The sequence below is a fragment of the Ruegeria atlantica genome (assembly GCF_013032455.1).
Classification (GTDB): Bacteria; Pseudomonadota; Alphaproteobacteria; order Rhodobacterales; family Rhodobacteraceae; genus Ruegeria; species Ruegeria atlantica_B.
Map to the genome: position 1 here is coordinate 426,006 of NZ_WQCF01000002.1, position 24,438 is coordinate 450,443.

The window sequence follows — 24,438 nt, forward strand, 5'->3', positions numbered from 1 at the left end:
GGCCGGCCCGGCAACCGGACCGGCCCGCATTGGCCCGGTTACCCGTTAGTTACGCTTGTCATCGTCCAAATCTTCGAACTCGGCGTCGACAATGTCATCGTCACCCGGTGCTGCATCTGCGGCTGCAGGCTCATCGTCGCCCTCTTCGGCCTGCGCCTTGTAGATGGCTTCGCCCAGCTTCATTGCAGCCTCAGTAACGTTCTGGATGCCCGACTTGATCTTGTCGGCATTCTCGGTTTCCAGTTCGTCCTTCAGCGCGGCAATCGCCAGCTCGATGGCTTCGATGGTGGTCGGGTCGACCTTGTCAGCATGCTCTTCCATCGACTTCTCGGTCGAGTGGATGAGGCTTTCCGCCTGGTTCTTGGCGTCGACCAGCTCGCGGCGTTCCTTGTCGGCTTCCGCGTTCTCTTCGGCGTCCTTGACCATCTTTTCGATGTCCTCGTCGGACAGACCGCCCGATGCCTGGATGGTGATCTTCTGCTCTTTTCCGGTGCCTTTGTCCTTGGCCGAAACCGAGACAATGCCGTTGGCGTCGATGTCAAAAGTCACCTCGATCTGAGGCATACCGCGCGGTGCGGGCGGGATGTCTTCAAGGTTGAACTGACCCAGGATCTTGTTGTCCGCAGCCATTTCACGCTCACCTTGGAACACGCGGATGGTCACGGCGTTCTGATTGTCTTCGGCGGTCGAGAAGACCTGAGACTTTTTCGTTGGGATCGTGGTGTTGCGGTCGATCAGGCGGGTGAACACGCCACCCAGAGTCTCGATGCCCAGCGACAGCGGGGTCACGTCCAGCAGAACCACGTCTTTGACGTCACCCTGCAGAACACCGGCTTGGATAGCGGCGCCCATGGCAACCACTTCGTCCGGGTTTACACCTTTGTGCGGCTCTTTACCGAAGAACTTGCTAACCTCTTCGATCACCTTCGGCATCCGGGTCATACCACCGACCAGAACAACTTCGTCCACATCGGCAGCCGACAGGCCAGCGTCTTTCAGAGCGGCCGCGCAAGGCTTCATCGACTTCTTGATCAGGTCCGAGACCAGCGATTCCAGCTTGGCACGGGTCAGCTTCATGACCATGTGCAGCGGCTGACCGTTCGAACCCATCGAGATGAATGGTTGGTTGATTTCGGTCTGCGAGGTCGAGGACAGTTCGATCTTGGCTTTTTCAGCTGCTTCTTTCAGACGCTGCAGGGCCATCTTGTCCTGAGACAGATCGACACCGTGTTCCTTTTTGAACTCATCCGCCAAGTAGTTGACGATGCGCATGTCAAAGTCTTCACCACCCAGGAAGGTGTCACCGTTGGTCGACTTCACCTCGAACAGACCGTCGTCGATTTCCAGGATGGTCACGTCGAAGGTACCGCCACCAAGGTCATAAACCGCGATGGTTTGGGTTTCTTCCTTGTCCAGACCATAGGCCAGAGCAGCAGCTGTCGGTTCGTTGATGATCCGCAGCACTTCCAGACCAGCGATCTTACCGGCGTCTTTGGTGGCCTGACGCTGTGCGTCGTTGAAATATGCCGGAACGGTGATAACGGCCTGTGTGACTTCCTCACCCAGATAGCTCTCGGCGGTTTCCTTCATCTTGCCAAGAGTGAAGGCCGAGATCTGGCTTGGGGAGTACTTTTCACCGCGGGCTTCAACCCACGCGTCACCATTGCCGCCATTGACGATGGCGTACGGCACCATTTTCTTGTCTTTTTCGACTTCGGCATCATCCACGCGACGACCGATCAGACGCTTGACGCCAAAGATCGTGTTGTCGGGGTTGGTGACCGCCTGACGTTTCGCAGGCTGACCGACCAGTCGCTCATCTTCGGTGAAGGCGACGATCGAGGGCGTGGTCCGCGCCCCTTCGGCGTTCTCGATGACCTTCGGCTGCGAGCCGTCCATGATGGCCACGCAAGAGTTGGTGGTCCCGAGGTCAATCCCGATTACTTTTCCCATATGTTCAATCCCTTTCTCTTCAAGGCGATGTCCGGGGTGCGGACCCGTTATGGCACCCGGCCCCGATCTGATATGCGCGAACGGCCCTACACCATCGCGCGTCCCGGCGTATATAAGGGCGAGATCAGAGCCCTGCAAGCGGTCTAAAAGGCAGGTTTTCGGGAATCTGTGGCCTTTTTGGCAAGGTTTTGGCAACGATCGGGGATTCTCGAATGGCGCGGCTGCTTTTGCGCGGATTTGATATCAGGAAAGCATGGCTTGACGGGTCCGCGCAGGCGCAACTGATCGAGGAACTGCGCCCGATTCTGAGATCGGCCCCCCTGTTCCGACCAATGACGCCGTCAGGCAAGGAAATGTCAGTGCGTATGACTTCTGCCGGAAAGCTTGGTTGGGTCACCGATAAATCCGGGTACAGGTATCAGCCCCAACATCCCAAAGGAGCGGACTGGCCAGCAATTCCCGAACCAATCCTTAAAATCTGGCGCGAACTGGCCAGCGCTGATCGTGATCCCGATTGCTGCCTTATCAACTACTACGGGGAAAGTGCAAAAATGGGGTTGCATCAGGACAAGGACGAGGCCGATTTTTCGTGGCCGGTTTTGTCGATCTCATTGGGCGATGACGCCCTGTTCCGCATCGGCAACCAGACCCGAGGCGGCAAGACCGAGTCGATTTGGTTGAGCTCTGGCGATGTGGTTATCATGGGCGGCCCGGCGCGACTGACCTATCACGGGATCGACCGCATCCGGTTCGGGTCCTCGAAACTGCTGCCCAGGGGTGGGCGGATCAACCTGACCCTGCGCGTGGCCAGTTAACGACGGGCATTCCAGCTTTGAGACTCATGCTGGCGCGAAAAGAATATCCCCAACAGCCCGATCATCAAAAGGGCCACCCCCACCCATAGTGCGTATTCCCAGCTGGTATTGCGGGGGTAGTAGTTTCGAAAAATAAAACCCCGGCACTGATCGATGATGTGAAACAATGGGTTCCACGCAAACAAGGCCAGTGTCGCGCCGCCCAGCGCGTTTGCCACGAACATTTTCCCTGAAAAGATCATGTTCAAACGCCTGTACACGCTGGTCAGGATTGTAACAGTGCCAGGAAACCACGGCTTTAACGCCATGAATACCACGCCAATTGCACAACCTGTGAACCAGGCCAGCATGAGCATCGCAAATGCGCCGCCAGGGTCCTGTACCTCGATCGGAGAGACCGCAACAACATAGAGAAACAGGATTATGATGATCGTCACCATCTGCGTGTAAAGCATGCCAAAAGCGGTCGCCAATAGCACCACCATCATGTTCATCGGTGAATGAAGCATCATCGGGTTATTGCCGGTACCGACACCTGCAATCGCGCTGACGGACTTGATATGCGTGATGAACAAAAAAACGCCGGATAACAGGAAAAGTATGAACTCTCCTCGGATCTTAGCGACGCGCGGGCCCAGAAACGACATTATGGTGTAGAACACCGCGACCAAAGCCAGAATCTGGACGATATTAACAATGATCGCCAAGACTGCATTGTGATGTTGTGATCGCACGCTGCGCACGACGGCGTGAAATATCAACTCGGCGGTCGTAAAAGCGCCGCCCAGCAATGTTCGATTTCGCTTGAAATAATACACCCGAAGCGTCTTTCCCGTTTTTTCGCCTGCAATCTGCCACGAATTTCTTGCCGTTCCGTAACCACCACATCATAAGACCGTCAGGACATTCGATCAACAAAGCACAGGAACGGAGCATTTTTGTGACCTATGACGCCCTCATTCCCGTTATCCGACGTCTGGCCCTGGAAGCGGGCGACAAGATCATGGAAATCTACAATTCCGATGATTTCGACGTAAAGGTCAAATCCGATTCCAGCCCCGTGACCGAAGCGGATGAAGCTGCCGATGCCCTGATCTCGGCTGGCCTGCGCGAAGCGTTTCCCGACACCCTGCTGGTGACCGAAGAACAGGCGGCATCGCATTCTGAAAAAGGCGATACATTCCTGATCGTCGATCCGCTGGACGGCACCAAGGAATTCATCAACCGCCGCGGTGATTTCACGGTAAATATTGCACTGGTTGAAAATGGTGTTCCAACACGCGGCGTGGTTTATGCGCCGGCCAAGGGGCGGATGTTTTACACGCAGGCTGATGGTCAGTCAGTCGAAGAAACCGGTGCGTTGGACAAGGTGCAGGTTGGGGATGTTGGGTCGATTTCAGTCTCTAAACCTAACAATTCGGCACTTATGATCGTCGCTTCTAAGTCGCACCGTGATCAGGCCACCGAGGATTACATCAACAAATATCAGGTGAAGGACAGCAAAAGCGCGGGCTCGTCGCTGAAATTCTGTCTGGTCGCCACCGGCGAGGCGGATCTTTACCCTCGCGTTGGCCGCACAATGGAGTGGGACACAGCTGCGGGCCATGCCGTATTGGCAGGTGCAGGTGGCAAAGTCGTGCGGTTTGATGACCATTCGCCACTGACCTACGGCAAGGACGGCTATGCAAACCCGTTCTTTATCGCCTACGCTCCGGGTGTTGACCTTAAGGAAGCCTGATGACTGTTTTGATCGCCATTCCCGCCCGCTATGCCTCGACCCGTTATCCGGGCAAACCCCTTGTTCCACTGACCGGAGCAAGTGGCAAAGCGATGACACTGATCGAGCGATCCTGGCGGGCCGCCTGTTCAGTATCCGGAGTGGACAAAGTGGTCGTCGCCACAGATGACGACCGCATCCGCGAGGCGGCCGAGGGGTTCGGAGCCGAAGTCGTAATGACATCGGAAAACTGCCAGAACGGTACCGAACGCTGCGCCGAAACCCATGCGAACCTGGGCGCTGACTACGAGATCGTGGTTAACCTGCAGGGTGACGCGCCACTAACACCGCATTGGTTTGTCGAAGATCTGATCGCAGGCCTGCGCGCCGCGCCCGAGGCCGGAGTCGCAACGCCGGTGCTGCGCTGCGACGGGGACGCGCTGAACAGCCTGCTGAATGACCGCAAACATGGGCGCGTCGGCGGCACCACTGCCGTTTTTGCAGCCGACCACAGTGCCATGTATTTCTCGAAAGAGGTCGTGCCCTTCACCGCGCAGACATATGCAAGTCAAGACGCGACCCCGGTTTTCCATCATGTCGGCGTCTACGCCTATCGCCCCGATGCCCTGGCCGCCTATCCCACTTGGCCCACTGGTCCGCTGGAACAACTGGAGGGGCTGGAACAGCTGCGATTTATGGAGAATGGCCGCAAGGTGTTGTGCGTCGAGGTCGAGGCCAAAGGTCGCCAGTTCTGGGAGCTGAACAATCCACAGGATGTACCCAAACTGGAAGAAATGATGGCGGCGATGGGGTTAGATTGATCTCTATCCCTTAAGATGGATAGCTTGTTCAGATAGTGTGCTTGGTCTTTGAATTCGGGAGAACAAATGACCAATATTCTTGTAACCGGCGGGGCCGGATATATCGGCTCTCACGCTTGCAAAGCGCTGGCGCGAGCGGGCTATACGCCGGTTACGTATGACAACCTGATAACCGGTTGGCAGGACGCGGTGAAATTCGGCCCTTTTGAACAGGGTGATCTTCTTGACCAAGTCCGGCTGAAAGAGGTTTTTGCCAAGTACCAGCCCGCCGCCGTGATGCATTTCGCCGCGCTCAGCCAAGTTGGCGAGGCGATGTCCCAGCCCGGCAGGTATTGGAGAAACAATGTCACGGGTTCTCTGAACCTGATTGAGGCCGCCGTTGACGCGGGGTGCCTGAATTTTGTGTTCTCGTCGACCTGCGCCACCTACGGCGATCACGACAATGTGGTACTGGACGAAAACACACCGCAGGAACCACTGAACGCCTATGGTGCCTCAAAACGCGCCATCGAAGAGATTCTGCGTGATTTCGAGGCCGCACATGAGCTGAACCATGTGATCTTTCGCTATTTCAACGTGGCCGGTGCAGATCCGGATGGCGAAGTGGGCGAATTCCACCGTCCCGAAACCCATCTGGTGCCGCTGATGCTGGACGCTATCGACGGCAAGCGTGATGGGCTGACCGTCTTTGGAACCGATTACGACACGCCGGACGGCACCTGCATCCGCGATTATGTACATGTCTGCGATCTGGTTGACGCGCATGTATTGGGGCTGAACTGGTTGGAGCAGGGCAAAGGCAGCCGGGTGTTCAACCTGGGCACCGGTTCGGGCTTTTCGGTGATGGAGGTGATCGACCATTCCAAAGCCGTTACCAATCGCGAAGTTCCATACTCCATCGGACCGCGCCGCGCCGGGGATTGCACCAAACTGGTTTCGGGCTCGGTCCGCGCGAACAAAGAGTTGGGCTGGACTCCAAAAAGGTCAACGTTAGAGACAATGATAAGCGACGCGTGGCGCTGGCACCAGAACGGCCACTACGAGAAGTGAGCTATAGTGACAGGTACAGCGACCGACATTCTTCCACCCATCGGATGGGTTCAGAAATACCGGTTGCGGCTTAAACGGCGCCGATTGCTGTGGCGGTCCTTTCGCAGCCGCCATCAACTTTCCTGCCTCAACGATCAAACCAAACAGATCAAACCGGGAGGTATTCTGGCCTTCACCACCGTTCGCAATGAAATCACTCGGCTGCCGTGGTTCTTCCACCACTACCGCGCGTTGGGGGTGGATCACTTTCTGATCGTCGATAACGGCAGCGATGACGGATCGGTCGAATTTCTGCGCACGCAGTCTGACGTGTCATTGTGGCAGACCGATGCCAGCTATCGCGCGTCACGTTACGGGCTGGATTGGCTGACATGGCTGCAAATGCGTTATGGGCACGGGCATTGGACCCTAATGGTCGATGCGGACGAGTTGTTGATCTACCCCGAGCACAACAGCAAATCGCTGCACGAGCTGACCACAACACTCGACCAACAAGGTCGCGGTGCTTTTGGCGCCTTGATGTTGGACCTTTATCCCAAGGGGCCGCTGGGCGATCAGACCTATGAGCCGCGATCGGACCCAACCGGAACCTTATGCTGGTTCGATTCTGGCCCTTACCGGGCACAGCGGCAAGTTCCGATGGGTAATCTATGGGTGCAGGGCGGTGCGCGGGAACGCGTGTTCTTTGCCGATCGACCCCGTCATTCACCGACGCTGAACAAAATCCCTCTGGTCCGATGGTCGCGGCGATATGCCTATGTGAATTCGTGCCATTCGGCTCTGCCACGGCACCTGAACGCCGCGTATCGAGGGCCGAGCGACGAAACTCCTTCGGGCATTTTGCTGCACACCAAATTCCTGCCCGAAGTGGTGGACAAGTCTAAAATCGAAAAGACCCGGCGCCAGCATTTCCACGATCCCGACCTCTTAGGGACCTACTATGATGCAATCGGCGACAGCCCCGATATGTGGACGCCCGACTCGGTTCGGTATGATGGTTGGGCCCAACTGCAGCAATTGGGATTGATGGGGAAAGTTTTCTAAGCCAAGGCATATCTGACTAACGGTTTTTAAAGTCGTTGCCTTGAAAGATGCAAAGATGGCATAACACGGCAATTGCCCGGCACCACTCTGGCTTACCAGCCCCCGGGCATGCTCGCGTAACAAAAAGGGCAGTGCAAACGCGTGAGCCTGTTGGATTCATACCGGATGAGATTGCGGCGCAAGCGTCGTCTAGCGCGCTGCCTGCGTAAGCGGCGGGAATTAAAGCCAGTTTCTGACAATACTGCCCAAATCCAGCACGACGATATCCTGTTGATGAGCGTTCTTCGGAACGAAAAGATCCGCATGCCCTATTTTCTGGATTATTACCGGAAGCTGGGCGTCGACCATTTTCTGTTTATCGACAATGACAGCGATGACGGCACGCGCGAATACCTAGCCAGCCAACCCGACGCCTCGGTCTGGCATGCGCAGGCCAGTTACAAACGTGCCACTTTCGGTCTGGATTGGTCGAATTACCTGCTGCGCAAATTTGCGCATGGTCACTGGGTTCTGACCGTCGATCCAGATGAGTTCTTTATCTATCCGTTCTGTGACACCCGTCCAGTCCGCGCGCTGACGGATTGGCTGGATGGCTGCGCTGTGCGTAGCTTTGGCACAATGTTGATTGATATGTATCCGCAAGGCCCCGTGGACGCGGAACCCTATAGCGAAGGACAGGACCCGTTTGAAATCGCGCGCTGGTTCGATGCCGGCAACTACATGATCACCCAAAACCCAGCCTATAAGAACCTTTGGATTCAAGGTGGCCCACGCGCCCGTGTTTTCTTTCGTGATAACCCTTCGAAAGCGCCTGCGCTGAACAAGATTCCTCTGGTGAAGTGGGACAAGCGGTATGTCTATGTCAGCTCGACGCATTCACTGCTGCCGCGCGGATTGAACCAAGTGTATGATGAATGGGGTGGTGAAAAGGCTAGTGGTGCGCTGCTGCATGCCAAGCTGATCAGCACACTAGGCGAAAAAGCCTCGGAAGAGATGCACCGCCGCCAGCATTACCGCCGCTCGGGCGAATACCGTGCCTATTCCGAAGGGCTGGGAGACAAACCCGTGTTCTGGTGTGAGCAGTCCGAAAAATACATCAATTGGCGACAGCTTGAAATCTTGGGCCTCATGTCGAAGGGAAACTGGGCATGAATCGTCTGGGCATCGTCATGCTGGCCCATACGGCCTTGCACCGGGCCGCCCAGGTTGCGCGGCACTGGACAGCATCCGGTTGCCCGGTTGTGATCCATGTGGACCGCAAGGTGCCTGCGCAGGACTATTCCGACTTCGTGGCCGCCTGCACAGATGATCCGCTGATCCGTTTCTCAGAGCGTCATATTTGCGAATGGGGAGGCTGGGGCATCGTCGCGGCTTCTCAATCCGCAGCCGAACTTATGCTCGAGGCGTTTCCGGATGTGCACCATGTTTTTCTGTCTTCGGGTGCTTGCCTGCCATTGCGGCCAATAGACGAGCTGATCGCCTATATTGCTGACCGGCCCCGTGTGGATTTCATTGAAAGTGCAACCACGGCCGATGTCGGCTGGACGATCGGCGGGTTGGACCAAGAGCGATTTACGCTGCGATTTCCATTTTCCTGGCGCAGAAACCGCACGCTGTTTGATGCCTACGTGAAATTCCAGCGAACCGTCGGCATGCGTCGCAAAATCCCTGATGGGTTGATGCCGCATATGGGCAGCCAGTGGTGGTGCCTGACACGACAGACCTTGTCGGCTATACTTCAGGATCCAAAGCGCCAGATTTATGATCGCTATTTCCGCCAGGTCTGGATTCCGGATGAAAGTTATTTCCAAACGCTAACCAGACTCTATTCCACCCATATCGAAAGCCGGTCTTTGACTCTGTCCAAATTCGATTACCAGGGGCGGCCCCACATCTTTTATGATGACCATTTACAGTTGCTACGCCGGTCGGATTGTTTTGTGGCTCGCAAAATCTGGCCGCGTGCAGACCGGCTTTACCAGGCCTTTCTGACCGATCAGAACAGCGCAATGCGACCGACCGAGCCCAACCCGGGCAAGATCGACCGAGTGTTCTCCAAAGCGGTTGAGCGCCGGACGCGTGGGCGTGACGGGCTGTATATGCAAAGCCGTTTTCCGCGCCACGGTAGTGAAAACGGGCTGACCTCTTTCCCTTATTCAGTATTTCAAGGCTTTGCCGAACTATTCGATGATTTCGTGCCCTGGCTGAGCGAAGCCACAGGGACCCGCGTCCACGGACATCTATTTGCACCTGAGCGGGCCCAGTTTGCGGACGAGGACACCATTACCAACGGTGCGCTCAGTGATTGCCCCGTATTGCGAGACTATAATCCGACGGCCTTTGTCTCGAACCTGATCTGGAACACACGCGGCGAGAGGCAGTGCTTTCAGTTCGGCCCTGCAGACACCCAGAAAATCAACTGGTTTCTGGCACGCGACAAGAATGCGCAGATCTCGGTCATTACCGGAGCCTGGGCGATTCCACTGTTCCTGTCGAACATGAATTTCGCCGATATCCGTTGTGAGGCCGCACGTCTGCAGCAAATCGAGACCAAACAGCTTGAAGTTCTGAACTCGGTCTGGACCAAGGCACGTGTACGTACTTGGTCGCTGGCGGAATTCGTGGAGTCCCCGATGGAGCCCCTGCAAACCGTGATCGAGGAAATCGGGACCAAACGCGCCAGCCACCTGACCGAAACTCCGGTGATGGTAGATCTATCCGGCTTTGGGAAATTCCTGCAGAACCTCAAGAACCAAGGTATGCATCCCTATCTGGTAGGAGATTTTCCCACGGACGATGTGTTTGGTTCACGGGTCCGTCCGTTCAAAAAACCTTATCTGGTGCAATAACCTGCCATGACATCCAGATTTGACTATTTCATCATTCTTGCCGCCATGCGTACCGGGTCCAACCTGCTTGAGTTCAACCTGAACGCACTGGAAGGCGTCGCGTGCCATGGTGAGGCGTTCAACCCCCATTTCATCGGTCGGCTCAAATCGGACAACCTGCTTGGCGTGACGTTGGAAGAACGCGACAACGACCCGATGAAACTTGTCCGCGCAATCAAATCAGACGGTGGAAAACTGAACGGTTTCCGTTTCTTTCAGGGGCACGATCCCCGAGTGTTAGAGCCTGCATTGAACGATCCGCGCTGCGCCAAGATTATCCTGACGCGGAACCCATTGGATAGCTATGTCTCATTGAAAATCGCGCGTGAAACAAAGCAATGGCAGCTCAAGAACATAAAACGTCGCCGCGAGGCTCAAATCGAATTCGACGCGCAGGAATTTGAAAGATATTTGGATCAACAGCAGGATTTCCAACTCCTGTTACTCAACGCTTTGCAGACGACAGGGCAGACCGGTTTTTACATTGCCTATGACGATCTCAACAATCTGGACGTACTGAACGGCCTTGCCGACTGGCTGGGCGTCAATGCGCGGTTGTCCGCGATCGACGACACGATCAAGCCGCAAAACCCGGAACCGACCCTGTCCAAGGTGACGAACCCTGAAGAAACAGCGTTAGCCTTGGCCGAGGTCGACAGTTTCAATCTGCATCGCACACCAAATTTCGAACCCCGTCGCGGGCCGGCGGTGGGTAATTACATCGCCGCCCCGGACACACCGCTGTTGTATCTGCCGATCCGCAGCGGGATTGAGGGGCCAGTGACCCAATGGCTGGCCGATCTGGACAAGGTCAGCACCGACAGGTTGATCACCAATCAAAATCGCAAACAAATGAAGCGCTGGCTTCAAAATCAATCTGGGCACCGCAAGTTCTGCGTGCTCCGTCACCCGCTGGCCCGCGCGCATTCAGCCTTCTGTTTGTATATCCTCAGCACCGAACCCGGCGCATATCTGAAGATCCGCAACATGCTGCGCAACAGGTTCAAGGTACCGATTCCCGGTCAGCTACGCCCGGAAAACTACCCTATCGACCAGCATTATCAGGCATTTTCGGCCTTCCTTACCTTTTTACGTCAGAATCTTGCCGGGCAAACACCCGTTCGGGTCGACGGGGTTTGGGCCAGCCAATCTCAGGTCTTGGACGGCATGGCCTCATTTGCCATTCCTGATCTAATCTTGCGAGAAGAAGAAATAAAAACGGCCTTGCCCGATTTGGCGCGCCGCTTGGGCCATGACGCCCCGCCCAGCCCCGGACAATGCCCAACGGACGGGCCGTTCAAGCTGGACGACATCTATGACGCAAAACTAGAAGCGCTGGCGACCGAGGTCTACCAGCGCGATTATATGCAGTTCGGGTTCGGAGAGTGGAAATCTCCTACGGGCGCAGCGTGATCAGCGTGCCCTTGTTCACCATCGCATAGATTTCTTCGATCTCTTCATTCTTGACGGCGATGCAACCTGCGGTCCAATCCGGCGTCTTTTTGGCGCGCTTCAGTTCCGCCCGCTTTTTCGGCTGGCCGTGAATGAAAATATCGCCGCCCGGATCGACACCGGCTGCCTTGGCCTGCGCAATATCATTCGAATTCGGATAGGAAATCCCCAATGACAAGTGATAGCGGCTGTTGGGATTGCGACGGTCGATCAAATAGCTGCCTTCGGGCGTGCGTCCATCGCCGCGCTTGGTCTTTGTGCCATTCGGTGCAAAGCCCAAATCAACCTTGTATTCCTTGAGAATGGTTTCGTTGTGCAGAAGATACATCTTCCGCGCACCCTTGTTGATGACCAAAGAGGTCACCTCGGGGCCATCATAGGTTAGAAATCGCGGGCTGGCCGAAGCACAGGCCGAAAGGCCCAGCGTTGCCACAGCACCCAATCCAAATGCTCGACGATCCATGTTTCACTGCCTGCTACTGCTCATTTTTTTTAAGCATTATGCCAAATTTCTGAAAATCTGAAATCACTTTTTTCTGTGTTGTTGCTCAGTCAGACGACGTTCGATGCTTTCCAGCCGTTCCAGCACTTCGTCACGATAGGCATCGGTCTTCACCTCATCCTCGGCATGGTGTGCATCCTGCATCGAGTTCACGATCAGACCGACCAAAAGGTTCACCACCGCAAAGGTGGTGACCATGATGAAAGGCACGAAGAACAGCCAGGCATAGGGGTAGACCTCCATCACCGGGCGGACGATGCCCATGGACCAGCTTTCCAGCGTCATGATCTGGAACAGCGTATAGGCCGACAGACCCAGATCACCGAACCAGTCTGGAAATGAGACCGAGAACAGCTTGGTCGAGATTACCGCGCCGATATAGAACAGGATCGCCATAAGCAGGAACACGCTGGCCATGCCAGGCAAGGCCGAGATGAATCCTTCGACCACCCGGCGCAGGCGAGGCGCAACCGAGATGACCCGGAGAACCCGCAAAATCCTCAGCGCCCGAAGCACTGACAAGCCACCCGCACTTGGGATTAAGGCGATGCCAACAACGATAAAGTCAAAGATGTTCCAGCCATTGGTAAAGAACCGCTGCCTGGTTGCCAGCAGTTTCATGGCAATCTCGGCCACGAAGATAGCCAGACAGATGCTGTCCAGCGTCACGATCAGGGGGCCAGCGGCCTCCATAAGCGTAGGTGAGGTCTCCATCCCCAGCAAAATGGCGTTGAAGATAATGACCGCGGTGATGAACCGGCCAAAGGTGGGATTTTCAATGATGTTCAGCAGGCGCTGATTAAATCCCATCGTTACATTCTCCTGTGTGCTCATGATCCGGGGCCCCGTACAAACCGTGCGGCAAGTTCTGTGTGTGACGACCACCGAAATTGGTCCACCACCTGCACCCATTCAAGGGTGTAGCCTGCGTTTACCAGCATTTTTGCATCTCGCGCGAAAGTCACCGGGTTGCAGGAAACATAGGCGATTGTCGGAAGAAGGGCGTGCGCCAGCTCTGACACCTGCGCCTCGGCCCCGGCGCGGGGCGGGTCGATGACCACCGCGTCAAAGGGTTTTAGTTCATCCGGCATCAGCGGACGACGGAACAAGTCTCGGGCCTCGACCGTGACGCGCTTCAACCCCTGCGTTCGGCGCCAACCTTGATCCAGCGCATCTGTCATCGCGGCCTCGCCTTCCACCGCATGAACTTCGGCTGTCTGAGCAAGGGGCAGAGAGAAGGTACCGCTGCCCGCAAACAGATCCACAACGCGCTTTGCGCCTTGGGTGGCTTGCAAAACGGCCTGTAATAGAGCCTTTTCTCCGTCTTTTGTCGCCTGCAGGAAAGCCCCCGGGGGTGGCAACACCCCAGCCGCACCAAAGCGCTGAACGGGGGGCTCACGCATGGCGATCACCTCACCATCCCAGCTGAGGCGTGCAAGCCCGTGTTTCTCGGTCGCCTGAGCCAACGCTAGTTCCAACGGGCCATCCAAAGGCTTGCCGTCCTTGACTGCCACATCCAACCCACCTTCGGACAGAGTCAGCGTCACGGCCAGCACGCCTTTACGACTGCCGCCCAGAATGGCCAAGGCTTCGGCCACCGGAATGGCGGCGATCAAAGCCGGATCCAGCAGGTGGCAATCGGTGATCTCGGTGATCGTGTCGGATGCACGACCGTGAAACCCGGCCAGCGTGCCTTTCTTTGTACGGCGTACCGCAATGGTTGCCCGGCGGCGTGATCTGGCCGGAGAAGTGTGGATCGGGCGCATCTGCGCCTCCATCCCCTGCGCAGCCAGTGCATTGCGCACCACATCGACCTTCCAGTTGGCTACAAACTCATCAGCAGCATGCTGCAATTGGCACCCGCCGCACGCCTTGTAGTGGCGACAAGGCGCCTTGACCCGCTGATCCGAGGGCGTTTCAACCCGGATATCAGTCAACACCTGCCCTTCCAGAGACCCGCTGACCACTTCACCCGGAAGGGTGCGCGGTGCATAAACGGGGCCATCGGCGATGCCGTCGCCCTGATGGCCAAGACGGGTTATGGTGAACTGCTGGGTCATATGGCGCCTGATACCGGGGCTTTTCGGACAACAAAAGCCCTTAGCGTGTTTTGTGCTTTATTCGGCGGCTTCTGCCTGAATAAATCCGCCCGACTGGCGATGCCAGAACCGCGCGTAAAGCCCCCCTTGCTTCAACAGCACGTCGTGGGTACCGGTTTCGACAATCCGTCCCTGATCCAGAACGATGATCCGGTCCATCTCGCTGAGCGTCGACAGGCGATGCGCAATCGCCAGCACTGTCTTGCCCTGCATCACCCGGTGCAGCGCCGCCTGTATCGAGGCTTCAACCTCGGAATCCAGCGCAGACGTCGCCTCATCCAGGACCAGGATTGGCGCATCCTTTAAGATCGCGCGAGCCAGAGCAATCCTCTGCCGCTGGCCACCGCTGAGTTTCACGCCCCGCTCACCCAGATGAGCGTCGTAACCCTTGCGACCATGGGCATCCTGTAGGCTGAGGATAAATTCATGGGCTTCAGCCTTCTTCGCTGCCGCGATCATCTCGTCTTCTGAAGCACCCGGACGGCCGTATAGAATATTCTCACGCGCCGAGCGATTGAACATCGCCGTTTCCTGCGTAACCATTCCGATCTGTCCGCGCAAACTGTCCTGCGTCACCTGCGCCACATTCTGCCCGTCGATACGGATAGCGCCCTTTTCCCCGTCATAGAGCCTAAGGAGCAGTGAAACTAAGGTCGACTTCCCGGCCCCTGAGGCCCCAACGATACCCAGTTTTTCACCTGGATGAACGGTCATGCTCACGTCAGACACACCGCCTACATCGCGGCCATAGGCAAAGCTAACCTGATCGAAATCAATCTGTCCTTCGGTCACGGTGAGTTCAGTTGTACCTGCCAAATCCTCCACCCGGTCGCGCTTGGTCAGCGTCTTCATGCCGTTCTCGACTTCACCCACATTCGCGTACAACCCCATCAGCGTGAAACTGACCCAACCAGTCATCTGCGCGATTCGAATAGAAACGGCTCCCGCTGCGACGATATCCCCTGCCGTTGCGATCCCGTTCCGCCACAACAACAATGTCGCGCCTAACAGAAGCACCGGCAGTACCCCCGCCAGAACCATCAAGATAAAGCGGAAGCTGGCGGACAGTGCACCAAAGGCCAGCATCTTTTCGCGTAGGTCGACCATCGAGTTTCGCGCAGCCTGATCCTCGAACGCGGAATGTGCGAACAGTTTGACGGTTTTGATGTTGGTGATCGTGTCAACCACCTGCCCCGACACCATCGCACGCGCCCCAGCCCGCGCGGCAGACCGCACGCGGATGCGTGGTAAGTACCAACGGATCAGCAGGAAATACACGACCAGCCAGGCGGCAAAAGGCAGCATCACCAATGGATGAATAGACCCTAACAAAAGCAAAGAGCCCACAAGTGAGGCAAGCGCAAATACAATCGCGCTGATCGTTTCTGAGACGACCGAGGCCAGCGCATTTGAGGTTTGCATCTGTTTCTGTGCGATCCGACCGGCGAAATCGTCGTCGAAATACGTGACCGATTGGCCAAGGGTCCAACGGTTCAGCTTGGCCAGAACTAGAGGCGGCACATTCGGCATGACGATGTAATTGTTGGTAACCGAAGACAGTCCGAACAAGGCCGGGCGCAGCACCATGAAAAACACGACCACACCAAAAAGCATCCACAGGCTGTCGCCCGAGAAAAAACCTTCGGGGCCACTTTGCGTCGCCAGATCAACCACCAAACCCAGCATCCAGGCAGTACCAGCCTCCATCGCACCCGCCGAAGCCGAGAAAAAAGCGGCAACGAATATCATCGGCCACGCGCCGGATAGACACCAGCGAATGAACGCCCCCAACGTTTGCGGCGGGGGCGTCTCAGTGTTTTTGAACGGATCGATCAGGTCGGCAACCTTCATTCCGCAGCCTCCGGGTTCAGGAAGCCTCCAGATTGCCGCGCCCAGAACTGGGCGTAAAGCCCGCCATGCGCCAACAGCTCGGAATGCCCGCCCTGTTCCACGATCCGTCCCCCATCCATCACCAGAATACGGTCCATCTGGGCAATGGTACTCAGCCGGTGGGCAATGGCGATCACGGTTTTACCTTGCATCATGCCGTAGAGGGTCTCCTGAATGGATGCTTCGACCTCGGAATCTAGGGCGGATGTCGCCTCGTCCAACAGTAGGATCGGCGCATCCTTCAGGATCACCCGCGCCAGCGTCACCCGCTGCCGCTGACCACCGCTTAGCTTCACGCCCCTCTCGCCCACATGTGCGTCGTACCCGGTACGCCCCTGCGGGTCTTGCAGATCGAGGATGAACTCATGCGCCTCGGCCTGTTTGGCGGCGGCGATCATCTGCTCTTCGGAGGCATCGGGACGACCGTAAAGGATGTTGTCGCGCACCGAACGATGCAGCAGCGCGCTGTCTTGTTGCACCATACCGATATGGCTGCGCAAACTGTCCTGAGTGACATAGGCAATGTTCTGATCGTCGATCAGGATCGCACCCTGTTCCACGTCATAAAACCGCAAAAGCAGCTTAACTAGAGTCGATTTTCCTGCGCCAGACCGCCCGATCAGACCGATCTTTTCGCCTGGGTGGATCGTTAGATTGATGTGATCCAACCCGCCTGTCTTGCGACCGTAGTGGTGCGACAGATCACGAATTTCGATCTGACCATTTGTCAGCTTCAACGGCTTGGCATCCCCCGAATCCAGCAAGTCGATCGGTTGCGCTATCGTCTCCATCCCCTCAGCCACCACACCAAGCTGGCGGAAGAAACTGGTCAGCGCCCACATGATCCACCCCGTCATCGCGTTCAGCCGCAGGGTCAGGGCGGTTGCCGCGGCCACGACACCAACCGAAGCACTGCCCTGCATCCATAAAGCAATCGCCCAGCCAACAACACCAACAATCAGCAGACCGTTCAGCGTGACCAGAACCGCATCCATGATGGTGAAGATCCGCATCTCGATCTGGAAGGTCCGGCGCGTTTCCGCGATGGCTTCGCGGGCGTAGTCCAGCTCTTGCTCATCATGGGCGAACATCTTGACTGAGTGGATGTTGGTGTAGCTATCGACCACCCGACCCGTCACCGCCGAACGCGCATCAGATGCAGCTTTTGACGCGGGGCCAACCCGCTCTACCGTCCAACGCACCAGCAGGGCATAGAGCGCAAACCAGATCAGCAAGGGCAGTAGCAGGCGCGGATCGGCCGCCATCAACAGGATCGCTGCACCAACCAGATAGGCCAGTGAAAAGGAAATCGCATCGAACACCTGAAACACCGCCTCACCTGCAGCGGGGGGCGTTTGCATGATCCGGTTGGCGATACGGCCAGCAAAGTCATTCTCGAACCAGCCTACCGACTGCCGCAGCACGTGCTTATGAGCCCGCCAACGTATGATGGTGCCAAAGTTCGGCAGGATCGTGTTGTTCAACAGCAGAACGTCGACCACATGCAGCATCGGGCGCAACAGCAGCACAAACACCGCCATCAGGATCAATTCCGTACCATGCGCCTGCCAGACCTCAGCCGGGGAGCCAGATAACAGATCAACCACCCGACCCATATAGTAGATCAGCCCGACCTCGACCGCTGCCACGATGATCGAGATCAGCGCGGTCCAGAAGAAAACCCGCATGAAGGGCCGAGAATACTCCAGCATGAACGGCCACAACCGCGTGGGCGGCGTGTCGGTCTCGGTATAGTCAGCAAAAGGGTCAACAAGGTTTTCGAAATAGCGAAACATGGAGAGTGCTCCAATTGAGCAGATAACAGGTCATGCGAAGAATGATGGCGCCAGAACACCACCCCTACGGGTCAAAGTGTTCCGGATTTAGCCGAACCAGATCCCGTAATACATTCGCATCCCTCCATTCATGTGACAGCCGCACGTAACCACAAAGAAGTTGATTTGTCATCCCCTTTTGAGACTTCGCCTCAGCCGCCCAATAGCTCTTCGCGGGTCAGGGTGAAACCTGAGGCGATCCAGCGGGCCTCCAATTCGGCCAGCTTCTTGCCCAACGCGGGGCCAGTGAATTCAGGGATCAGATCAATGGCCTGAATTGGGAAATCGGCCTTCGCCCCTTTGTTCAATTCCTGACGTAAGTCTTCACTCCAGGGCTGTTCCAGAAAGGCGCAGCGCAGCAGGGTCTCGTGCAAACCGCCTTCTTCGCCATAGCGAAATCCCATCTCAGCCACACTTGCGGTACCTGATGCCTCGTCCCGCATACGTGTCAGACGCTGCAGCTGTGCTTTGCTGAGGCGTAGGGTTTTGGCAATATCGGATGTCGCAATGGCGGCCAATCGGCGGATCGGCTCGGGCTCTGCCCCGGCCTGTTCCTCCAACGCGATCAAAGGGGCCAGCGCGCGATCCTCGGCCCCGGGCAACAGCCGCGCCAGAACACCTGTCTGACGCATCGCCGCAATCGAGGGCGCGGGATCAGGCGCGCCCATTAGCTTGAGCAGCTCGGCCCCGACCCGTTCACGGGATAACTCCTCCAACCCGTCCAGATTAGCCGCAATCGCCGCCAGAGCGTCCGGATCAAACCCGGCTTCGGCATCGCCATACCAGGCGTGAAACCGGAAATAGCGCAGCGAGCGCAGGTAATCTTCGCGGATACGATTCGCGGCAGCGCCGATGAACCGTACATGCCGCGCCTGAAGGTCCGGCAACCCGATCAACGGGTCAAGAATAGTGCCGTCGGGCCGCGCGTAGATCGCGTTCATTGTGAAATCGCGCCGCGCCGCGTCTTCCTCGACCTTGTCGGAAAATGCCACCACCGCACGACGCCCATCTGTTTCCACATCCCGGCGAAAAGTGGTGATCTCATGCGGCGCACCACCGCTGACCACCGTGACCGTACCGTGTTCAATCCCGGTAGGGATGGCTTTCAGCCCTGCCGCCTGCGCCAATTCCATAACCAGCTCGGGCCTCGCATCAGTGGCAATGTCGATATCCGAGACCGGTGCACCCAACAGCGCGTTGCGGACACAGCCCCCAACGAACAAGGCCTGCGCCCCGGCATCCGTCAGCGCCGAGCAGACTTTTTGCGTGGCTGGGTCAGAAACCCAACCTTCGGTAATTTGCGTCATTCATTCACCCGCGCGGCCAATCCCCGCAACATCCGGGCCGTCGCGCCCCAGATATAATAAGGACCGAACGGCACTGTGTAATAATACCTTTTCTGACCCCGCCAGCGGCGCGATTCAATGATATAATTCGCAGGGTTAAGCACATGTGCAAGCGGAACCGAGAACACTTCGTCCACTTCTCCCGGTTCGGGGATCGACTGGAACGTGTCACGTAGAATCGCAACGACGGGCGTCACGGTGAAAGAAGTGACTGTTTCATGAGGCGACAAGTGGCCCAGAATTTCTGGCAGCTCAGGCGGCAGACCGATCTCCTCCTGCGCTTCGCGTAACGCGGTGGCGGTCACATCGACATCGCCGTCATCCTGCTTGCCGCCGGGAAAAGCGATCTGGCCGGGATGATGTTTCAGGGCCGAAGACCGTTTCGTCAAAATCAAACGCGGTGTGTCGCCCGCCAGCGTGATCGGCACCAGCACTCCAGCCGGACGCAGCTTGCGCCCTTCGGGCAGAACAGTTTCGGGGTTCAGGTCGAAATCACTCGACTCGATGCCGGGGCGACTAAGTGCCGCCCGCAACTTTTCCGTTGGATCAGGCGTCATCCGCATCAAAGCCAACCGAACCCGGATCCAATACGTAATGGGCACCGCAAAACTGGCAATCCGCCGTCACTTTACCCTCGGGAGTGGTCATCTTTTCGATGTCCTTGGCCGAATAAATCGACAGGCTTTGCCGCACGCGATCTTCCGAGCAGGTACAGCCAAACTGCACCGACTGCGCATCGTAAACACGGGGCTGTTCCTCGTGGAACAGTCGGATCAACAGGTCGGTTGGTGCCACCGAAGGCCCGATCAGCTCTAAATCCTCGACCGTATCCAGCAGAATGTTTACGCGGCCCCAGTTTTCGCCCTCTTCGCCATCAACCAGATCTTCGGCGGTCAGAATTTGACCCTCACCGTCTCCGGTGGCGACAAAAGGCGACGCCTTGGGCATGTGCTGCAACATGACACCGCCCGCGCGCCAGTGTTCCCCCACGCCCGGCTCGGTCGATTTGCCGAAGCTCAGCGAGAAGCGGGTCGGCAGCTGCTCGGACTGCGCGAAATAAGCCTCGGCACAGGCAGAGATCGAGCCGCCGGCCAGCGGGGTGATCCCCTGATAGGGTTGCGTACCCTCACCCTGATCGATCATGATGGCGAAGTAGCCCTCACCCACCTGTTCGAACGGCGCACCATCGGTTAGGCGCTCGCGGTCGAAACTGGCATAAGCACGGATGCGGGCCGGCTCACCCTCTTGCTTGGGCGCATAATAGTCGGTCGCGATCATGCGCACCGGACCCTTGGACTGGACCTGCAGCGACAGCTTCCAGCGCAGCGAAACGGTCTGGCCGATCAACGCGGTCAGCAAGGCCATCTCAGCCACCAAGGCTTCGACCTTTTCGGGATAGTCGTGCTGTTTCAGAATGCCGTCCAGCACACCGTCCAGACGGGCCACACGGCCGCGCATATCCGATAAATCGAGTTGAAAGGGCAGGACGGTGTCGTCCCACGCGATTTTCGTTCCAAGAGACATGGGGTTTCCTTACACGCCACGGGTTGGCATACCGGCACCATATAGGTCGTACAGTTTGGGTTGTAAGGGGCCATACATGATCAGACGGTTCGGTGAAACCCCGGAAACGGGTCGGTCCTATACACGCAGACCGGGAGTTTATGCCCTTCTGCCGCAGGGAAAGGACCTGTTGGTGACTTGGTACGACGATGGTCTGAACCCTGAATTGCAGCTGCCGGGCGGTGGCATCGACCCCGGTGAATCGCCGATCACTGCCCTGCACCGAGAAGTGTTCGAGGAAACCGGCTGGCTGATCGCGGCCCCCCGTCGGATTGGAGCGTTTCGCAGGTTCACCTATATGCCCGAATACGACCTCTGGGCCGAGAAAATCTGCATGATCTACAGCGCCCGCCCCGTGCGCCGGATGGGACCACCCCGCGAAGCCTTTCACGAGGCGATCTGGATGGAGACCGCCGATGCAGTACATATGCTGGGTAATGACGGGGACCGTCACTTTGCTACCCGGCATCTGAACGGGCTTTAAGGACCGTCATATTCAAAGAAAACTGCAGAAACATCGTCATCCATACCCGTTCCGGGGGCCATGGCCTGCGTCAGACGCCAGAACATGTCGTCCAGAAATTCAGGGCCCGTACGATCAGGTGCGCAGTCCTTGGCCATCTGGCGCAACCCCTCTTCCTCCAGCAAGCCTCCTCCGGCCAGACCGCATTCTGTAAACCCATCCGAGTACAGCAACACCTTGTCGCCCGGCTGCAAATAGGTTTCGGTTCGCTGGAAACTGATATCCGGCAACAATCCGATGGGCAGTCCGCCCTCGCCCAGAAACTCGGTACTGCCATCGTGGCGCAGCACAAGCGGATGCGGGTGCCCGGCCTGCACCATTTTCAGGTGACCGTTTCGCAGGTCGACGATAGCGTAAACCATCGTGAAGTATTCTTCGACGCCTGCATCGGCCATCAGGCGGCAATTCAGCATGCCGGCGACTTGTTCGGGCGGCAGCAGTGCGTAGAATTTGTCAAAGCGCTTTTCCATCGCCACGTTCTGGTCGAAATGGTTGCTGGACAGATACCCCCCCAACCGCGCCGTCATCATAGCCGAGGTAATTCCGTGGCCCGATACGTCGATGCTGTAGAACCCCAGACGATTGACGCCGGGCGAGAACATCCCCACCAGATCGCCACCAATGTGGCCACAGGGTTTCAGCAAAAGGCTGACCTGCGACCTTCCAAAGGTTCGCGTCAGTTCCGGAACCAGTGATTCCTGTATCTTTCGGGCTTGAATCAAATCTTTGTCGATGGCGTCATGCGCGACCCGCAGCTCTTCCAGCGCGGATTCGATCATCCGGTTTTTTTCCGACAGTTCGCGCTGCATATCCAGAATCCGGACCCCCGCCGAAATACGTGCGCGCAGCTCATCAGCCTCAAGTGGTTTGATCAGGAAATCATCGGCACCAGCATCCAGCCCGCGCGCCACTTCCTGCTTTTCGCTTTTCGAGGTCAGAAGGATGAAATAGCTGTACTGATCTCTTTCCAGCGCCCGAAAAGCTCGGCAGAATTCCAGCCCGCTCATCCCCGGCATTATCCAGTCGCTTAGAACAAGGTCCGGCGGGTCATTGGCACACATCTCAATGGCCAAATCACCACTGTCGGCCTCCAGCACTTCAAAGCCCCATTTCTTCAGCGAAGCCACGAGAATCCGCCGCTGCAACCGGCTGTCATCGACGACCAGCACCTTTTGGATCGCGCCAAAATCCAGCTCTGCTCTGGCCTCTACCTGATTGCCCTCTGCCACCTGAACCCTCTGCACTGTGACCCACACGGAACAGGGCGACCCTAACGCGCGGTGGTTTAACATCCCGTGAAAGCCTTGCTTAACCTGCCTTTTACCCATCCGGGGTTACCAAGCTCAGGTCGCGGTTTGTTTGGAAGGGCAGGACATGATCGACTGGTCTAGAGTCAGGCAGCTGCGGGATGAGGTCGGCGCAGCCGAATTCGACGAAGTGGTTGAGATTTTCCTGGACGAGGTAAAGGAAACCATCGATCGGCTGCATGAGGACACAAACCGCATTGAGTTTGAGCAGAACATGCATTTCCTGAAAGGCAGTGCGCTGAGTCTCGGCTTCGACCGGTTCTCGAAACTCTGTCAGGACGGCGAACGCATTGCTGCGGCAGGCAACGCGGATGAGGTTGATTTGCCCGCCATCTTGCAGACCTATGACGACTCCAAAGCGATGTTCATCGCGAACAAGGCCGCGAACCTGACCTAGATCACGAACTGCGCCAGTGTCTCGTCCTCAGTGATGTCGGTATAAGTGAACCCGGCCTCATCCAGATGGGCGAACAGACGCGCGAAATTTTCGGGTTTACGGGTTTCGATGCCGATCAGAACCGAGCCGAAGTTGCGTGCCGATTTCTTCATGTATTCAAACCGAGCAATGTCATCCTCGGGGCCGAGAATGCCCAGAAACTCCTTAAGCGCGCCGGGCCGCTGAGGCAGGCGCAGGATGAAGTATTTTTTGACGCCGGAATAACGCTGCGCCCGTTCCTTGACCTCGGGCAGGCGTTCGAAATCGAAATTCCCACCCGATGTAACGCAGACCACTGTCTTGCCGCGGATAAAGCTTTGCACGTCGGCGACCGCTTCGATCGCCAAAGCACCGGCGGGCTCCAGAACGATGCCTTCGACATTCAGCATTTCGATCATGGTGGTGCAGATGCGGTCCTCGGACAGCACCAGCACGTCGGACAGGTGACGATCCTTGAGCAGTTCAAAGGGTTTCGCACCGATCCTTCCGACCGCTGCGCCATCGACGAAGTTATCCACCTGATCCAGCACCACCGGATGCCCCGCCGCCATGGCGGCATGCAGGCACGCCCCGCCCTTGGGTTCGACAAACAGGCAATGGGTCCGATCCCCGAACCACGTCGCCACGCCCGAGGACATGCCGCCCCCGCCCACCGGCAAGATCACATGATCAGGCAAGCCGCCCAGCTGCGCCTCGATCTCAACTGCCAATGAGGCCTGACCTTCGATCACATCTTCATCGTCGAAAGGCGACAAGAAATGCCCACCCTGCTGCGTGCACCATTTCTGAGCCGCATTCAGCGTGTCGTCGAAGTAGTCGCCGATCAGGTGGACCTCGATATTGTCGCCACCAAAAATACGGGTCTTCTGGATTTTCTGCTGCGGGGTCGTCACCGGCATGAAAATCACACCCTTCACACCCAGATGCTTGCACATGAAGGCCACGCCCTGTGCGTGGTTGCCCGCACTGGCACAGACGAACAGGTCCTGCCCCTGCTGTTTGCGCATGGCATTGAACGCGCCGCGGATCTTGTAGGACCGCACCGGGCTGAGGTCTTCTCGCTTGAGCCAGATATCCGCGCCATAACGGTCGGACAGATGAGCATTGCGCTGCAGGGGCGTTGCCGGAAACACAGAGCGCATAGCCTGTTCGGCAGCGCGGGCGCGGGTCATGAAATCACTCATGACCATTTCAGTG

General features: G+C 57.2%; 22 protein-coding genes. 10 read left to right on the forward strand and 12 right to left on the reverse strand.

The window, feature by feature from the left end:
* Positions 1 to 45: 45 nt before the first annotated feature.
* Entirely contained in the window at positions 46 to 1,953 is a 1,908-nt protein-coding gene (gene dnaK / locus GOW93_RS06140) for a molecular chaperone DnaK (protein ID WP_170382245.1), read from the reverse strand.
* Between the two features lie 212 nt (positions 1,954 to 2,165).
* Here dnaK and GOW93_RS06145 point away from each other — a divergent pair, with 212 nt between their 5' ends.
* The gene (locus GOW93_RS06145) at positions 2,166 to 2,768 is read left to right on the forward strand and encodes an alpha-ketoglutarate-dependent dioxygenase AlkB family protein (RefSeq protein WP_170382247.1); all 603 of its coding nucleotides are present in this window, start codon (positions 2,166 to 2,168) and stop codon (positions 2,766 to 2,768) included.
* Here the strand turns inward: GOW93_RS06145 and GOW93_RS06150 are convergent.
* The gene (locus tag GOW93_RS06150) at positions 2,765 to 3,586 is read right to left on the reverse strand and encodes an ABC transporter permease (protein ID WP_170382249.1); all 822 of its coding nucleotides are present in this window, start codon (positions 3,584 to 3,586) and stop codon (positions 2,765 to 2,767) included. The genes GOW93_RS06145 and GOW93_RS06150 overlap by 4 nt on opposite strands.
* Positions 3,587 to 3,708: 122 nt before the next feature.
* On the opposite strand from GOW93_RS06150, the gene cysQ reads away from it, so the two are divergent.
* The 7 genes from cysQ to GOW93_RS06185 all read left to right on the forward strand — a co-directional run bounded on the left by cysQ (position 3,709) and on the right by GOW93_RS06185 (position 11,701).
* Positions 3,709 to 4,506, forward strand: coding sequence for a 3'(2'),5'-bisphosphate nucleotidase CysQ (gene cysQ / locus GOW93_RS06155; RefSeq protein WP_170382251.1), 798 nt, complete (start codon positions 3,709 to 3,711; stop codon positions 4,504 to 4,506).
* Positions 4,506 to 5,306 carry a 3-deoxy-manno-octulosonate cytidylyltransferase family protein gene (locus GOW93_RS06160; protein WP_170382253.1) on the forward strand — a complete coding sequence of 267 codons (801 nt, stop codon included), beginning with the start codon at positions 4,506 to 4,508 and terminating at the stop codon, positions 5,304 to 5,306. The genes cysQ and GOW93_RS06160 overlap by 1 nt, the downstream gene beginning before the upstream one ends.
* Positions 5,307 to 5,372: 66 nt before the next feature.
* Positions 5,373 to 6,356 (forward strand): UDP-glucose 4-epimerase GalE, encoded by a 984-nt coding sequence (gene galE / locus GOW93_RS06165; protein WP_170382255.1) that lies wholly within the window; start codon positions 5,373 to 5,375, stop codon positions 6,354 to 6,356.
* A gap of 6 nt (positions 6,357 to 6,362) precedes the next feature.
* The gene (locus GOW93_RS06170; RefSeq protein ID WP_170382257.1) at positions 6,363 to 7,400 is read left to right on the forward strand and encodes a glycosyltransferase family 2 protein; all 1,038 of its coding nucleotides are present in this window, start codon (positions 6,363 to 6,365) and stop codon (positions 7,398 to 7,400) included.
* Positions 7,401 to 7,565: 165 nt separating this feature from the next.
* On the forward strand, positions 7,566 to 8,552 hold the full coding sequence (locus tag GOW93_RS06175; RefSeq protein ID WP_170382523.1) for a glycosyltransferase family 2 protein: 987 nt from the start codon (positions 7,566 to 7,568) through the stop codon (positions 8,550 to 8,552).
* Positions 8,549 to 10,249, forward strand: coding sequence for a DUF5927 domain-containing protein (locus tag GOW93_RS06180; protein WP_170382259.1), 1,701 nt, complete (start codon positions 8,549 to 8,551; stop codon positions 10,247 to 10,249). The genes GOW93_RS06175 and GOW93_RS06180 overlap by 4 nt, the downstream gene beginning before the upstream one ends.
* A gap of 6 nt (positions 10,250 to 10,255) precedes the next feature.
* Complete coding sequence (locus tag GOW93_RS06185; RefSeq protein WP_170382260.1) at positions 10,256 to 11,701, forward strand: nodulation protein NodH; 1,446 nt, start codon at positions 10,256 to 10,258, stop codon at positions 11,699 to 11,701.
* Here the strand turns inward: GOW93_RS06185 and GOW93_RS06190 are convergent.
* The 8 genes from GOW93_RS06190 to GOW93_RS06225 all read right to left on the reverse strand — a co-directional run bounded on the left by GOW93_RS06190 (position 11,685) and on the right by GOW93_RS06225 (position 20,936).
* Entirely contained in the window at positions 11,685 to 12,203 is a 519-nt protein-coding gene (locus GOW93_RS06190) for a L,D-transpeptidase family protein (protein WP_170382262.1), read from the reverse strand. The two genes, GOW93_RS06185 and GOW93_RS06190, sit on opposite strands and share 17 nt — an antisense overlap.
* A gap of 63 nt (positions 12,204 to 12,266) precedes the next feature.
* Complete coding sequence (locus GOW93_RS06195; RefSeq protein ID WP_170382264.1) at positions 12,267 to 13,052, reverse strand: ion transporter; 786 nt, start codon at positions 13,050 to 13,052, stop codon at positions 12,267 to 12,269.
* Positions 13,053 to 13,072: 20 nt separating this feature from the next.
* Positions 13,073 to 14,302 (reverse strand): class I SAM-dependent RNA methyltransferase, encoded by a 1,230-nt coding sequence (locus tag GOW93_RS06200; RefSeq protein ID WP_170382266.1) that lies wholly within the window; start codon positions 14,300 to 14,302, stop codon positions 13,073 to 13,075.
* 57 nt (positions 14,303 to 14,359) lie between these two features.
* Complete coding sequence (locus tag GOW93_RS06205; protein WP_170382268.1) at positions 14,360 to 16,192, reverse strand: ABC transporter ATP-binding protein; 1,833 nt, start codon at positions 16,190 to 16,192, stop codon at positions 14,360 to 14,362.
* Positions 16,189 to 18,027 (reverse strand): ABC transporter ATP-binding protein, encoded by a 1,839-nt coding sequence (locus GOW93_RS06210; protein WP_170382270.1) that lies wholly within the window; start codon positions 18,025 to 18,027, stop codon positions 16,189 to 16,191. The genes GOW93_RS06205 and GOW93_RS06210 overlap by 4 nt, the downstream gene beginning before the upstream one ends.
* A gap of 191 nt (positions 18,028 to 18,218) precedes the next feature.
* The gene (locus GOW93_RS06215) at positions 18,219 to 19,373 is read right to left on the reverse strand and encodes a CCA tRNA nucleotidyltransferase (protein WP_170382272.1); all 1,155 of its coding nucleotides are present in this window, start codon (positions 19,371 to 19,373) and stop codon (positions 18,219 to 18,221) included.
* On the reverse strand, positions 19,370 to 19,969 hold the full coding sequence (locus GOW93_RS06220) for a CoA pyrophosphatase (protein ID WP_170382524.1): 600 nt from the start codon (positions 19,967 to 19,969) through the stop codon (positions 19,370 to 19,372). Before GOW93_RS06220 ends, GOW93_RS06215 begins: the two co-directional genes overlap by 4 nt.
* Positions 19,959 to 20,936, reverse strand: a complete 978-nt coding sequence (locus GOW93_RS06225; protein WP_170382274.1) for an Hsp33 family molecular chaperone HslO — start codon at positions 20,934 to 20,936, stop codon at positions 19,959 to 19,961. Before GOW93_RS06225 ends, GOW93_RS06220 begins: the two co-directional genes overlap by 11 nt.
* Before the next feature lie 76 nt (positions 20,937 to 21,012).
* Here GOW93_RS06225 and GOW93_RS06230 point away from each other — a divergent pair, with 76 nt between their 5' ends.
* On the forward strand, positions 21,013 to 21,459 hold the full coding sequence (locus GOW93_RS06230; RefSeq protein WP_170382276.1) for an NUDIX hydrolase: 447 nt from the start codon (positions 21,013 to 21,015) through the stop codon (positions 21,457 to 21,459).
* Here the strand turns inward: GOW93_RS06230 and GOW93_RS06235 are convergent.
* Positions 21,456 to 22,727, reverse strand: a complete 1,272-nt coding sequence (locus GOW93_RS06235; RefSeq protein WP_368039641.1) for a PP2C family protein-serine/threonine phosphatase — start codon at positions 22,725 to 22,727, stop codon at positions 21,456 to 21,458. The genes GOW93_RS06230 and GOW93_RS06235 overlap by 4 nt on opposite strands.
* A gap of 145 nt (positions 22,728 to 22,872) precedes the next feature.
* On the opposite strand from GOW93_RS06235, the gene GOW93_RS06240 reads away from it, so the two are divergent.
* On the forward strand, positions 22,873 to 23,202 hold the full coding sequence (locus GOW93_RS06240; RefSeq protein ID WP_170382280.1) for an Hpt domain-containing protein: 330 nt from the start codon (positions 22,873 to 22,875) through the stop codon (positions 23,200 to 23,202).
* On the opposite strand, the gene ilvA is transcribed toward GOW93_RS06240, so the two are convergent.
* Positions 23,199 to 24,425, reverse strand: coding sequence for a threonine ammonia-lyase IlvA (gene ilvA, locus GOW93_RS06245; RefSeq protein ID WP_170382282.1), 1,227 nt, complete (start codon positions 24,423 to 24,425; stop codon positions 23,199 to 23,201). The genes GOW93_RS06240 and ilvA overlap by 4 nt on opposite strands.
* Positions 24,426 to 24,438: the final 13 nt, after the last annotated feature.